This is a genomic window from Pseudoroseicyclus aestuarii (assembly GCF_003217255.1).
GTDB lineage: Bacteria > Pseudomonadota > Alphaproteobacteria > Rhodobacterales > Rhodobacteraceae > Pseudoroseicyclus > Pseudoroseicyclus aestuarii.
This window is the reverse complement of record NZ_QJTE01000002.1, coordinates 876,100-888,389: the sequence shown is the minus strand read 5'-3', so window position 1 is coordinate 888,389 and position 12,290 is coordinate 876,100. Positions and strand designations below refer to the sequence as shown.

Genomic DNA, 12,290 nt, shown 5'->3' with positions numbered 1-12,290 from the left:
CCGGACGGCTTGACGCGCCCCGCCCCGAAGGACAGGGAGGCGCCATGAAACCGATCCTGCGCGCCCTCGCCGGCGAGACCCTGCCCACCCCGCCGATCTGGATGATGCGCCAGGCCGGGCGGTACCTGCCGGAATACCGGGCCACCCGCGCGAAGGCCGGCGACTTCCTGTCGCTGTGCTACACGCCCGAACTGGCGGCAGAGGTGACGCTGCAGCCGATTCGCCGCTACGGCTTCGATGCCGCGATCCTCTTCGCCGATATCCTCTTGGTGCCGCAGGCGCTGGGGGCGGATCTCTGGTTCGTCACCGGCGAGGGGCCGCGCCTTTCGACCACCACGACGCCGGATCAGGTCGCCGCGCTCAAGCCCGCCGGGGCGATCCACGACCACCTCGCCCCGGTCTACCAGACGCTCCGGACGGTGAAGCCCGAGCTTCCCGCGGATTGCACCCTGATCGGCTTCGCCGGGGCACCATGGACCGTGGCGACCTACATGATCGCCGGGCGCGGCACCCCCGATCAGGGCCCCGCCCATGCCCTCAAGGCCGAGGCGCCGGAGGTCTTCGACGCGTTGATGGAGCGGCTGACCGAGGCGACGATCGAGTACCTCTCGGCGCAGATCGAGGCCGGGGCCGAGGTGGTGAAGCTCTTCGACAGCTGGGCCGGCAGCCTTCAGGGCGATGATTTCGATCGCTACGCCCTCGCCCCCGCCGCCCGGATCACGCAGGCGCTGAAGGCGCGCCATCCGCAGGTCCCCGTCATCGCCTTCCCGCGCGGCGCCGGCACCCGCTTCCCGCAGGCGGCCGAGGCGATCGGCGCCGCGGGCATCGCCATCGACGAGGGCGTGACTGCCGCATGGGCCGCCGAACACCTGCAGCCGCTGGCCTGCGTCCAGGGCAACCTGCCCAACCACCTCCTCGTCACGGGCGGAGAAGAACTGACCCGCCAGGCGCAGGAGATCACCCGCGCCCTGAGAGGCGGGCCGCATATCTTCAACCTCGGGCATGGCATCACCCCCGATGCCGATCCCGAGAACGTCACCCGGATGATCGAGGCCGTGCGCAGCGCCTGACGCGCCCCTTCATGTTTCCGAAAAATACTCGCGGGGAGAGGCCGCGCCAGCGGCCGGGGGCGGCAGCCCCCCTCCCCCGCGTCAACCCGCGCGTCGCAGAAGCGCCCGCGCCATGACGTCCCGCATCGGCACGGGCCTGCGCCCGATCAGCTCCTCGAGCGTCGTATCGTTGCTGGCAAAGGCCCCGTTTCCGGCCGCGATGTAGAAGCCCAGCACCATCGACACCGCCGCCTCCGACACGCCAGAGGCGCGCAACCCCTCGCGCAGCACCGTCTCGGCCACCGTCTCGCGCCGGACCTCCCGCCCCAGAAGATCCGAGGCGATCCCGCAAAGCCCGCCGAGGTCCAGCGCCTCCGCGCCCACCAGCGGCGGGGTCGGCCCCTCGAAACGCCCTTCGTCGGCGAGCACGGCGGCGGCGGCCTCGGCGAGATCGGCATGGGCGGTCCAGGAGACCGGCCCGTCCTCCGGCGCCGTCAGCCGCCCGGTCCGCGGCGCATCGCCCAGGAAATCCACGCCGCTCGAGGCATAGACGCCGTTGCGAAGGGCACACCAGGCAAGGCCGCTCGACTGCAGCATCGATTCGGTTGCCGCGTGATCCCGCATCGGGGGAAAAGCAGAGGCCGCGCCGGCCCCCATGTGGCTGGTGTAAAGGACGCGCCGGGCGCCGGCCTCCTTCGCCGCATGGATCGCGGCGCGGTGCTGCGCCAGCGGATCGCCCCCGAAAGCGGCGGCATTGGACGAGACGATCAGCACCTGCTCCGCGCCCTCGAAGGCGGCGGAGAGGCTGCCGGGGTTGTCGAAATCGCCATGCCGCACCGTCACGCCCAGCGCCTGCAGATCGGCGGCCTGCTCCGGCTCGCGGCAGGTGGCGACGATGCGTGCCGGCTCCATGCGCGCGGCAAGGGCCCTGACGGTGGCGCGGCCAAGATGGCCGCTGGCTCCGGTGACGATGATCATGGCGCGCTCCTGTCTCGCGGGGGCGGCGCCTGCCGCGCCCTCAGGCTGGCAGGTAACCGCCTCTCCCGCCCGATCAAGGCGCCTCGGGGCGTCAGTTGAAGCGGTTGTCCCGCGGGAAGCCGCGGGGCGCCATGCGGCCGGCGCCGGCGCGCGGGCCGGACCAGTCGGTCAGATCCGGCTCGGTCCGGGTGCGGCCGCCGGCGTCATGCCAGCTCAGGCCCTTGGCGCTGTCGAAGGTCGTCGCATCGCTCAGGCCGCCGTCCTTGTAGCGCTGCAGGCGCACGCCCTTGCCGCGCTGCATCTCGGGCAGCTCGGAGACCGGGAAGACCAGCATCTTGCGATTGTCGCCGACCACGGCGATCCGGTCGCCGGCGATGCGGTGCACGATCTTCAGGGCGCCGGGCGCCTTTACGTTCAGCACCTGCTTGCCGGCCTTGGTCTGGGCCAGCACCTCGTCCTCGGAGACGACGAAGCCGTCCCCGAGGCTCGAGGCCAGCAGCAGCTTGGTGTCGGGGCGGTGCAGCAGCACCGCGACGATCTGTGTCTCGTTCGCCATGTCGACCATCAGGCGCAGCGGCTCTCCCATGCCGCGCCCGCCGGGCAGGTTGGCGCAGGAGACCGTCCAGACACGCCCGTTCGAGCCGAAGACCAGCAGCCTGTCCGTCGTCTCGGCATGCAGCACGAAGCGGCCCTTGTCGCCGTCGCGGTACTTCAGCTCCTGATCCAGCGGGATGTGGTTCTTCATCGCGCGGATCCAGCCCATCTCGGACAGGACGAGCGTGATCGGCTCGCGCTCGATCATCGCCTCGATCGGCACGTCCGGCAGCTCCGTCCCCTCGGCAAAGCCGGTGCGGCGGGCGCCGCCGGGGGCGTCGCGGCCGAAGGCCTTGCGCGTCTCGCGGAGCTGGTCGGAGATCGCCTTCCACTGGCGATCCTCGCTGGCCAGCAGGTCCTCGAGGTCGGCACGCTCCCTCATCAGGGCATCCTGCTCGCGCTTGAGCTCCATCTCCTCGAGCCGGCGCAGAGAGCGCAGGCGCATGTTCAGGATCGCCTCGACCTGAACCTCGCTCAGCTCGCCCGGCCCCTCGGCGGGCGAGACATAGGCGGCCTCGGTCATCGCGCGGGGATGATCCAGCGACCAGTCCTCGCGCATCAGCGCGGCTTTGGGATCCTCGTCGTAGCGGATGATGTCGATGACCCGGTCGAGGTTGAGGAAGGCGGTGATCAGGCCCTCCAGCACCTCGAGGCGGTGATCGATCTTTTCCATCCGGTGCTGGCTGCGCCGCAGCAGCACGTCGCGCCGGTGGTCGAGGAAAGCGCGCAGCACCTCGCGCAGGCTGCAGACCTTCGGCGTCAGCCCGTCGATCAGCACGTTCATGTTCAGCCCGAAGCGGATCTCGAGATCGGTGGACCGGAAGAGCATGCCCATCAGCATCTCGGGCTCGACCGTGCGCGACTTCGGCTCGAGCACGATGCGAACGTCGGCGGCGCTCTCGTCGCGGACATCGGCCAGCAGCGGCACCTTGCGGGTCTGGATGACCTCGGCGAGGCGCTCGATCAGCTTGGATTTCGCGACCTGGTAGGGGATCTCGGTGACGACGATCTGCCAGAGGCCCCGGCCAAGGTCCTCTCTTTCCCAGCGCGCGCGCAGGCGGAAGCTGCCGCGCCCGGTGCGGTAGCTTTCGAGGATGCTCTCGCGCGGCTCGACCAGCACGCCGCCGGTGGGGAAATCGGGGCCGGGCACCAGCTCCACCAGCTTCTCGTCGGTGGCGTTCGGCGACTTGATCAGGTGCAGGCAGGCCTCGACCAGCTCGTGCAGGTTATGCGGCGGGATATTCGTCGCCATGCCCACGGCGATGCCGCTGGCGCCATTGGCCAGAAGGTTCGGGATCGCCGCCGGCAGAACCACCGGCTCGCTAAGCGTGCCGTCGTAGTTCGGGCGGAAATCCACCGCATCCTCGGCCAGCCCTTCCATCAGGGCCTCGGCCATTGGTGTCAGCCTGGCTTCAGTGTACCGCGCGGCGGCCGGATTGTCGCCGTCGATATTGCCGAAGTTGCCCTGCCCGTCGACCAGCGGATAGCGGACGTTGAAGTCCTGCGCGAGCCGCGCCATCGCGTCGTAGATCGCGGCATCGCCGTGCGGGTGGTAGTTCCCCATCACGTCGCCGCTGATCTTCGCCGACTTCCGGAAACCGCCCGTCGAAGTCAGGCGAAGCTCCCGCATGGCATAGAGAATCCGGCGATGCACCGGCTTGAGCCCGTCGCGGGCATCGGGCAGCGCGCGGTTCATGATCGTCGAGAGCGCGTAGCTGAGATAGCGCTCGCCGATGGCGCGGCGCAGCGGCTCCGACAGGTCGGGAAGGGCGGCGGGATCGAGATCGTCGGGCGTATCGGGCATCGGCCTTCCATAAGACCGGGAACCGCCAGCGTAAAGCTGCCGTTGGACAGGCAACCTAGGCAGCGGGATCCCGCCGCCAGCCCGATCTTTTCCCCTCAGGGAGCCCGAAAATGAAGACCTATATCCCCGCCACCTTTCTGCTGCTGGCCGGCCTGTTCTGGCAAATGTCCGGCGGCGAGGATTTCGAACCGCAAGTGACCGCCGCCCAGGCCCGCGAGGAGCTGGGCGTCAACATTCCGGACATCGGCACGCTGGCCGCCGCGCTGGCCGCGCCCGAGGGACGCGGCACCGGCGCCGCCACCGACGCCGGGACCGCCGCCGTGGTGCAGGCCGCCTACCAGCCCGAGGCGCCCAGCAGCGCCGAGGCCGTGGCCGAAGCCGAGGCCGCCGCGCCCGCCGAAGAGCAGCTGACCGCCCCCGCCGAGGCCGAGGCGACCGAGGCCGCGCCGCTGCCGCTGGTCGAGATCGCCGGATCGCGCGTCAACATGCGCGAGGGGCCGAGCACCGGCTACCCCGTTCTCGCCACGCTCGACGGCGGCACGCAGATGCGCGTCCTCGACAGCGAGTCCGGCTGGGTGCGCGTGGAGGTCGTCGGCAGCGGTGCCACCGGCTGGATGGCCGAACGCCTGACCGCCCCGCTCGAGGGTTGACGGAGGATGGGGGCCAGCCCCCGCTCGGCTGCGCCTCGCCCCCCCGGGATATTTGAGAAAGAGAAGATGAACAGGGCGGCCCGGGCGGGTCGCCTTTCGCTTGTCCGGGCGGCGCCCATGCGGCATGGCCGAGACATGGTGGACCGCGTGATCCTGATGACCGGCTGCTCCTCCGGGATCGGCCATGCCGCAGCGCATGAGATGCGGCGCGCGGGCTGGCGGGTCTTTGCCAGCTGCCGGCAGGAAGCCGATTGCGCGCGTCTGCGGAGCGAGGGCTTCGAGGCGCCGCGCCTCGATTACGCCGACGAGGGCAGCATCGCCGAAGCCCTCGCCGCCGTGCTCAAGGCCAGCGGCGGGCGGCTCGATGCGCTCTATAACAATGGCGCCTTCGCCTGTCCCGGCGCCGTCGAGGATCTGCCCACCGAGGCCCTGCGGGCGATCTTCGAGACGAACCTTTTCGGCTGGCATGCCCTGACCCGGCAGGTGATCCCAGTGATGCGGGCGCAGGGGCACGGGCGGATCGTCAACTGCTCCTCGGTGCTGGGCTATGTCGCGGCACCCTGGCGCGGCGCCTATACCGCGTCGAAATACGCGCTGGAGGGGCTGACGGACACGCTGCGCCTCGAGATGCGGGGCCAGCCCATCGACGTGGTGCTGCTGCAGCCTGGCCCGATCGGCAGCCGCATGCGCGCAAACGCGATCCCGCAGTTCGAGCGCTGGATCGACTGGCGCGGCAGCGCGCGGGCGCGGGACTACGAGGGGCTGCTGCACCGGCTTTACGAGGGCGGCGCCGACCGCTGGGAGCTGCCTGCCGAGGCCGCGGCGCAGGTCCTGCGCCGGGCGCTGGAGGCGCGCCGCCCGCGCGCCCGCTACCGCGTGACCCTGCCCGCCAAGGCCGCCGCCCTGATGCGGCGCGCGCTGCCCGATGCGGCGCTGGACCGGGTCCTCTCGGGAAGCTGAGGCCAAGGCCGCTTTTGCCGGGCCCCCGCGGCTGCTAGAGGGGGTGAAAAGGGAGTGAGGCCATGGCTGGCGATCCGCTGTTCATCCTTGTCGTTCTCTCGGTGGCCGCGGTCGCGGTGATCCTGCTGTTCGGCATCGGCAGCTTCGGCCGCGGCGGCGAGTACAACCGCCGCAACGCCAACAAGATCATGCGCCTGCGCATCGTCGCCCAGGCCATCGCCGTGGGGCTGATCCTGCTTCTGGTCGCGCTGCGGCAGAACGGCTGACGACCCGGTCGCCGTCACGCGCGGTCGCCGCGCCCTTTGCCCGTCACGAGGCGATAGAGGTAGGCGCCAACGATCAGCACGACGAGCAGCGTGGTCACCGGGTTGAGCCAGGCCTGCACGCGCTCGTACTGCGCCTCGAGCAGGTAGCCGGCGGCAAAGAGCGCGCCGACCCAGATCGTGCTTCCGGCGGTCGTATAGACGAAGAAGGCCGGCAGCGACATGCCCTGCAGCCCGGCGGGGACGGAGATCAGCGTGCGGATCGTCGGCACCATGCGTCCGAAGAAGACGGCGAGCCTGCCATGCCGGTCGAACCAGGCCAGCGTCCGCTCGACATCCGCGCGGCTGAGGGTCAGCCAGCGGCCGTGCCGGTCGATAAGCCGCAGCAGCCGCTCGCGGCCGAAGCGGCGCCCGATCTCGTACCAGATCCAGGCGCCGAGGACCGAGCCGACGACCCCGGCGACAAAGGCCAGTACGGCGCTTTGCGTGCCGCTGGCGGCGTTGTAGCCGGCCAGGGGCATCACGAGCTCCGACGGAATGGGCGGAAAGACATTCTCGAGGAACATCAGGGCGCCGACGCCAAGGGCGCCGCCGGCCGCGATCCAGTTTGCGATGAAGTCGAACATGATGACCTCTTTAATTAAGCTGCCGAAGGGGGCTGTCTAGGCCAAGGGACGGGCGTTTGCCGGCGGGGCGGTCCCGCCGGGGGGGACAGGCGTGACCGGGATGCGGGCCGAGAGCCACCAGAACCGCGCCATCAGCAGCACCGCGGCACAGGCCAGCCCGACGACGAGGCCGAACCAGACCCCAGGCGCGCCGTGCCCCAGCGGGAAGCCCAGAAGGTAGCCCACCGGCAGGCCGATGCCCCAGTAGCTGATGCTGGCCAGCACCATCGGCACGGCGGTGTCCTGGATGCCGCGCAGCAGGCCCAGCGCCAGCGCCTGCATCCCGTCGACCACCTGGAACAGGGCGGCCACGGCCAGCAGCGTCACGCCGGCGGCCATGACCAGCGGGGCCGCAGGCTCCGCCCGGTCGAGAAAGCCCATGATCAGCAGCTCTGGCGCCGCCAGGAACAGCGCGGCGCTGGCCAGCGCGAAGACGAGGCACATCAGGATCGCGATGCGGGCGCCGCTGCGCAGGCCCGCCGGATCGCCCCGTCCCAGCGCCCGGCCCGCGCGGACCGTCGCCGCTTGGCTGAGACCGACCTGCAGCATGAAGGCGGCGCCGGTCAGCAGCATGGCGACGCCATGGGCGGCCAGCGGCACCGCACCGATCCAGCCCACCATGATGGCCGAAGCGCTGAAGAGCCCGGCCTCGGCGAAGCTGGTCAGGCCGATCGGCGCGCCCAGCCGCAGCACGCGGCCCAGCACCGGCCAGTCGGGCCGCCAGAGGCGGCGGAAGAGGTCGAACTGCGGCAACCGCCGGATCGCGTAGAGCGCCAGCAGCGCCGCCTGCACCACCCCGACCGAGAGCGAGGCGATCGCTGCGCCGCGCACGCCCAGCTCGGGCGCGCCCCAGTTGCCGAAGATCAGCGCGTAGTTCGCCACGGCATTCACCGCCGCGCCCGCGAGCGTGGCCCAAAGGACGATCCCCGCCCGCTCCACCGCCGAGAGAAGGGATTTCAGCACCACCACGACCAGCGCCGGCACCAGCGCGAAGCCGTTGATCCGCAGGTAGTCCTGCGCCAGGGCCGAGACGTCGGCCTCTTGCCCCATGGCCAGGAACATCCGTTCGGAGATCATCAACGGCGGGATGAAGATCGCGGCATAGGCCAGGCTCAGCCACAGCGCCATGCGGGTCACGCGGCGGACCTGCTGCTCGTCCCCGGACTCGGCGGCCTCGGCGACCAGCGGCATCACCGCCCAGGCAAAGCCCGAGCCGACGAGGAAGATCAGGAAGTAGACCGAATTGGCCAGCGTAACGGCGGCCAGCGCGGTGACGTCGTACCAGCCCAGCATGACCGTGTCGGTGATCCCGACCGCCATCTGCGCCAGGTTCGAGCCGATCAGCGGCACCGCCAGCACCATCAGCGTGGCGATCTGGCCGCGCAACCCGCGGGCCGGCGGCGGAAGGGGGGACTGGGGGGCGGCGCTGGTCATGGGCCGGCCCTAAACGCAGTCTGACGCCGCGTCCAGAGCGGGCCGTGACGCCGTGCCCGCCCCCTCAAAGCGGCGTGATGCGCCCCTGGTCCATCCGCAGCTGCCGGTCCATCCGCGCCGCGAGGTCGAGGTTGTGCGTGGCGATCAACGCAGCGAGGCCGGTGCCGCGCACGAGGTCCATCAGCGCGGCAAAGACCCGCTCCGAGGTTTCGGGATCGAGGTTGCCGGTCGGCTCGTCGGCCAGCAGCAGCGCCGGGGCATTGGCCAGCGCGCGGCACAGGGCGACGCGCTGCTGCTCTCCGCCCGAAAGGGCCGCGGGGCGGTGATCGCCGCGCGCCTCGATGCCCACGCGGCCCAGAAGATCGCGCGCCCGCGCCTCGGCCTGGGCCCTCGGGGTGCCGTTCGCAAGCTGCGGCAGCACGACGTTCTCCAGCGCTGTGAACTCGGGCAGCAGGTGGTGGAACTGGTAGACGAAGCCGACCTCGGACCGGCGCACGGCGGTGCGCTGGCGGTCCGAGAGGCCCGTCGCATCGCGCCCGCCAATCGCCACCGCGCCCGCGTCGGGCTTGTCCAGCAGGCCGGCGATATGCAGCAGCGTCGATTTCCCGGCGCCCGAGGGCGCGACGAGGGCGACGACCTCGCCCCGCCGGACGGTCAGATCGGCGCCGCGCAGCACCGCGATCTCGTTCGGCTGGCCGGCGTTGTAGACCTTGGTCAGCCCGCCCAGCGCCAGGGCATGTGCCTCGTCATTCATAGCGCAGCGCCTCGACCGGGTTCATCCGCGCCGCGCGGCGGGCGGGAAAGATGGTGACGATCCAGGACAGCCCCAGGCTCAGCGCCACGGCCGAGAGGACATCGCCCAGCTCCAGCTTGGCGGGCAGCGCGTAGATGCCGCGGATCGACGGATCCCAGACGCCGCCGCCCGAGAGGTAGTTCACGGCGGCGAAGATCGGGTCGATCCAGATCGCGAAGGCGCAGCCAAGGATCAGCCCCAGCAGGGTGCCCAGCGTGCCGATCCCCGCGCCGCAGATAAAGAAGATGCGCAGGATCGCCCCCTCGGTCAGGCCCATGGTGCGCAGGATGCCGATGTCGCGTCCCTTGTTCTTCACCAGCATGATCAAGCCCGAGATGATGTTCATGCTGGCGATCAGCACGAGGATCGAGAGGATGACGAACATCACGTTGTCCTCGACCGTCAGCGCCTGCAGGAAGCTGCCCGCGCTGTCGCGCCAGGTCCAGGTGAAGGCACCCTCGCCCGCGGCATCGCGGATCAGCGGGGCCAGCTGGTCGACCGCCTCGGGGTCCTCGACCATGACCTCGATCTCGTCCGCGACGCCGTCGCGGTTGAAGAAGTACTGCGCATCCTCAAGCGGCATGTAGATGCGCGTCTGGTCGATGTCGTAGCGCCCGGCGGTGAAGATATAGGCCACCGGATAGGCCGAGACGCGCGGGCTGGTGCCGGCGGGCGTGCGCGCCCCGTTGGGCGAGGTCAGCCGCACCGTGTCGCCGATGTCGATGTCGAGCGCGTTCGCCACGCCGCTGCCGATGGCGATGCCGCCCGGAGCATCCTCGCCGGCGCGGGCGCCGAAATCGGCAAAGTCCCCTTCGGCAATGTCCGAATTGGCGATGCGCGGCACGCCGGACAGCGCCTCGGGCGTGATTCCGAAGACCTCCGTGAAGGCGTTGCGGTCCTGCCAGCTGGCCATGACCTGGCTGCGCACGAGGGGCGCTGCGCGGATCACGCCGGGCACCTCCTCGATCCGCTCGGTCATCGGGCCGTAGTCCGTGATCAGCCGCGTCACCCGGTCGGTGCCGGGGATCATCGTGTTCTGATAGACCGTCACATGGGCATTGGCGCCGACGATCGTGTTGACGAACTCGTCGCGAAAGCCCGAGCGGACGGCCAGCGTGGCGATCAGCGCGAAGACGGCAAGGGTAATGCCGACGAGGCTGATCCAGGTCATCACGCTGACCCCGCCCTCGGCGCGGCGGGCGCGGATGTAGCGCCAGGCGATCATCCATTCGAAACCGGCGAAGGGGGGCGTGGCCATGCGCGCTCCGTTCATGAAACTCGCGCCTGCATGCGGCGGCGGCCCGGCGGGGTCAAGTCACGCGCCGGTGGGCGGCGGTGGCCCGCCGCGCCAGAGTGCTGGCGGCAGCGCGGCGACCCGTGAAGAGCCGCCGCGCGCGCCCTCAGTAGTTGTTGCCCTCGCGGTCCGAGACGAAGGCCGAGAGGTCCTGCCCCGCGGCAGCCGCCTTGCCCTCGGCCGCCCAGAGCAGGCCGCGGCGCAGCATCTCGCGCGGGGGGTCATTGTCGATCACATCGCGATGGTGGCCCAGCGCGTTGTAATAGACGCGGCCCAGACCCCAGCGGCGGATCCAGGCGACCGGCATCGTCACCGGCCCGTTGGCCGCGTGGTACCACGGCACGACGGGAAAGCTCGTGGTCGCCAGCACCTCGTTGGCCGGATCGACGTGCAGGTAATACTGCTCGGTCTCGACCTCGAAATCCTCGATTCCCTGGGTCAGCCCGTGGCTGCCGGCGATCTCGACCCTGTGGCGCACGCCGTCGCCGCCCGGGTGCATGACCCAGTTGCCGCCCGTCATCGCCTGCCACAGGGTGTTCTCGCGGAAGGCGTCGCACATGCCGCCGTGACAGCCGGCAAGGCCGGTGCCGCGGGCCACGGCCTCCGAGACGTTCTGCGCGCGCTCCTTCGTCAGCTCGGACATGGTCCAGACCGGAACGATCAGGTCCAGTGCCTGCAGGCGCTCGGCATCGTCGAAGGCCTCAAGGCTGTCGGTAACCTCGGCCTCCACGCCCTCGGCGGTCAGCATCTCGTGGAACAAGGCGGCGACCTGGTCGGGCTGATGCCCCTCCCAGCCGCCCCAGGTGATCAGTGCTTTCATATGGGTCTCCTTCCCGGCGCGGAGGGTGCGCCGGGGGCGCGGCAGGGTCAACGCCAGCTTGACCCCGCGCCAGGCCTTCGGCAGTCACGCAGCCGGAGCCAGTCCAGCGCCCGCGCGGACCAGCCAGCGGATGCAGCGCGCCGCGGCGCCACCATGCCCCCGAAAGGATGCAGCATGACCCAGACTCCTCCCACCATCCGGCGCGAGCGCCACGAGTTGAAGCGGCGCCACCTGACCGTGACGCAGGTCCAGCGCCTGAGCCCCGCGATGATCCGCGTGACGCTGCAGGGCGCGGAAATGGCGGATTTCCCCTCTCCGGCCTTCGACGATCACTGCAAGCTGGTGCTGCCGCAGGCTGCGGGCGAGCCTGTGCTGCGGGAATACACGCCCCGCCGCGTCGACCGCGCCGCCGGGCGGCTGGTGCTGGATTTCGTCGATCACGACGGCGGCCCGGCGGCAGACTGGGCGCGCATGGCCGGGCCGGGTGATGCGCTGACGGTGGCAGGTCCGCGCGGATCGCAGGTGATCGAGGGGGAGGTCGGGAGCTGGCTGCTGATCGGGGACGAGACCGCCCTGCCCGCCATCGGCCGCTTCATCGAAGAGGCCGCCGCGGGCACGAAGGTCACCGCCCTCGTCGCCGTTACCGGCCCCGAGGACGAGCAGCTGTTCGACACGAAGGCCGATCTGGACCTGCGCTGGCTGCATCGCCCGCTGGAGGCGGCCGCCGATCCCGCGCCGCTGCTGGCGGCAACCGGGACGCTGGCCCCCGAAGAGGGGCGTTTCGCCTGGATCGCCGCGGAGGCCGGCGTGGCCCGCGCCCTGCGCGAGGCGCTGCTCGAGGCCGGGCAGCCGCTGCAATGGATGAAGGCCGCCGGCTACTGGACGCAGGGCAAGGCCGACACCTCGGACAAGGCCATCGGCGCGGGGTAGGAAGCGGCCGTTCGTCCTCGGCCGCCCGGGGCTCTGTCTTCCCAATGGTTTAGTCG

12 protein-coding genes are annotated in these 12,290 nt (G+C 70.9%); 5 read left to right on the top strand and 7 right to left on the bottom strand.

Translation table 11 applies throughout. The annotated features are described in order from the left end of the window. Window positions 1–44: 44 nt before the first annotated feature. Window positions 45–1,070, top strand: a complete 1,026-nt coding sequence (gene hemE / locus DFP88_RS09180; RefSeq protein ID WP_110814115.1) for a uroporphyrinogen decarboxylase — start codon at window positions 45–47, stop codon at window positions 1,068–1,070. 81 nt (window positions 1,071–1,151) lie between these two features. Here hemE and DFP88_RS09175 read toward each other — a convergent pair whose 3' ends face one another. Both DFP88_RS09175 and DFP88_RS09170 read right to left on the bottom strand, forming a co-directional pair. After that, on the bottom strand, window positions 1,152–2,027 hold the full coding sequence (locus tag DFP88_RS09175; protein ID WP_110814114.1) for an NAD(P)H-binding protein: 876 nt from the start codon (window positions 2,025–2,027) through the stop codon (window positions 1,152–1,154). A 91-nt stretch (window positions 2,028–2,118) separates the two neighbouring features. After that, window positions 2,119–4,425, bottom strand: coding sequence for a DNA topoisomerase IV subunit A (locus tag DFP88_RS09170; RefSeq protein ID WP_110814113.1), 2,307 nt, complete (start codon window positions 4,423–4,425; stop codon window positions 2,119–2,121). A gap of 110 nt (window positions 4,426–4,535) precedes the next feature. On the opposite strand from DFP88_RS09170, the gene DFP88_RS09165 reads away from it, so the two are divergent. The 3 genes from DFP88_RS09165 to DFP88_RS09155 all read left to right on the top strand — a co-directional run bounded on the left by DFP88_RS09165 (window position 4,536) and on the right by DFP88_RS09155 (window position 6,301). Beyond that, window positions 4,536–5,075, top strand: a complete 540-nt coding sequence (locus DFP88_RS09165) for an SH3 domain-containing protein (RefSeq protein WP_110814112.1) — start codon at window positions 4,536–4,538, stop codon at window positions 5,073–5,075. Between the two features lie 135 nt (window positions 5,076–5,210). Beyond that, a complete protein-coding gene (locus DFP88_RS09160) occupies window positions 5,211–6,035 on the top strand; it encodes an SDR family NAD(P)-dependent oxidoreductase (RefSeq protein WP_110814218.1) in 825 nt (274 codons plus the stop codon). A gap of 62 nt (window positions 6,036–6,097) precedes the next feature. Then, a complete protein-coding gene (locus tag DFP88_RS09155; protein ID WP_110814111.1) occupies window positions 6,098–6,301 on the top strand; it encodes a twin transmembrane helix small protein in 204 nt (67 codons plus the stop codon). A gap of 14 nt (window positions 6,302–6,315) precedes the next feature. Here DFP88_RS09155 and DFP88_RS09150 read toward each other — a convergent pair whose 3' ends face one another. From DFP88_RS09150 to DFP88_RS09130, 5 genes are all read right to left on the bottom strand, one after another. Continuing rightward, the gene (locus tag DFP88_RS09150; protein ID WP_110814110.1) at window positions 6,316–6,924 is read right to left on the bottom strand and encodes a DedA family protein; all 609 of its coding nucleotides are present in this window, start codon (window positions 6,922–6,924) and stop codon (window positions 6,316–6,318) included. A 36-nt stretch (window positions 6,925–6,960) separates the two neighbouring features. Next, complete coding sequence (locus DFP88_RS09145; protein WP_110814109.1) at window positions 6,961–8,397, bottom strand: MATE family efflux transporter; 1,437 nt, start codon at window positions 8,395–8,397, stop codon at window positions 6,961–6,963. 64 nt (window positions 8,398–8,461) lie between these two features. Further along, complete coding sequence (locus DFP88_RS09140; RefSeq protein ID WP_110814108.1) at window positions 8,462–9,151, bottom strand: ABC transporter ATP-binding protein; 690 nt, start codon at window positions 9,149–9,151, stop codon at window positions 8,462–8,464. Further along, complete coding sequence (locus DFP88_RS09135) at window positions 9,144–10,448, bottom strand: ABC transporter permease (protein ID WP_110814107.1); 1,305 nt, start codon at window positions 10,446–10,448, stop codon at window positions 9,144–9,146. Before DFP88_RS09135 ends, DFP88_RS09140 begins: the two co-directional genes overlap by 8 nt. A gap of 142 nt (window positions 10,449–10,590) precedes the next feature. Beyond that, window positions 10,591–11,304, bottom strand: a complete 714-nt coding sequence (locus DFP88_RS09130; protein ID WP_110814106.1) for a ThuA domain-containing protein — start codon at window positions 11,302–11,304, stop codon at window positions 10,591–10,593. A gap of 174 nt (window positions 11,305–11,478) precedes the next feature. Between DFP88_RS09130 and DFP88_RS09125 the strand changes: the two genes are divergently transcribed. Beyond that, the gene (locus DFP88_RS09125; RefSeq protein WP_110814105.1) at window positions 11,479–12,234 is read left to right on the top strand and encodes a siderophore-interacting protein; all 756 of its coding nucleotides are present in this window, start codon (window positions 11,479–11,481) and stop codon (window positions 12,232–12,234) included. Window positions 12,235–12,290: the final 56 nt, after the last annotated feature.

Excerpts from the sequence above, each read along its gene's own strand:
- DFP88_RS09170 (WP_110814113.1), bottom strand. The coding sequence starts at position 4,425 with ATGCCCGATACGCCCGACGATCTCGATCCCGCCGCCCTTCCCGACCTG.
- DFP88_RS09160 (WP_110814218.1), top strand. The coding sequence starts at position 5,211 with ATGGTGGACCGCGTGATCCTGATGACCGGCTGCTCCTCCGGGATCGGC.
- DFP88_RS09145 (WP_110814109.1), bottom strand. The coding sequence starts at position 8,397 with ATGACCAGCGCCGCCCCCCAGTCCCCCCTTCCGCCGCCGGCCCGCGGG.
- DFP88_RS09165 (WP_110814112.1), top strand. The coding sequence starts at position 4,536 with ATGAAGACCTATATCCCCGCCACCTTTCTGCTGCTGGCCGGCCTGTTC.
- DFP88_RS09140 (WP_110814108.1), bottom strand. The coding sequence starts at position 9,151 with ATGAATGACGAGGCACATGCCCTGGCGCTGGGCGGGCTGACCAAGGTC.
- hemE (WP_110814115.1), top strand. The coding sequence starts at position 45 with ATGAAACCGATCCTGCGCGCCCTCGCCGGCGAGACCCTGCCCACCCCG.
- DFP88_RS09125 (WP_110814105.1), top strand. The coding sequence starts at position 11,479 with ATGACCCAGACTCCTCCCACCATCCGGCGCGAGCGCCACGAGTTGAAG.
- DFP88_RS09135 (WP_110814107.1), bottom strand. The coding sequence starts at position 10,448 with ATGGCCACGCCCCCCTTCGCCGGTTTCGAATGGATGATCGCCTGGCGC.
- DFP88_RS09175 (WP_110814114.1), bottom strand. The coding sequence starts at position 2,027 with ATGATCATCGTCACCGGAGCCAGCGGCCATCTTGGCCGCGCCACCGTC.
- DFP88_RS09150 (WP_110814110.1), bottom strand. The coding sequence starts at position 6,924 with ATGTTCGACTTCATCGCAAACTGGATCGCGGCCGGCGGCGCCCTTGGC.
- DFP88_RS09155 (WP_110814111.1), top strand. The coding sequence starts at position 6,098 with ATGGCTGGCGATCCGCTGTTCATCCTTGTCGTTCTCTCGGTGGCCGCG.
- DFP88_RS09130 (WP_110814106.1), bottom strand. The coding sequence starts at position 11,304 with ATGAAAGCACTGATCACCTGGGGCGGCTGGGAGGGGCATCAGCCCGAC.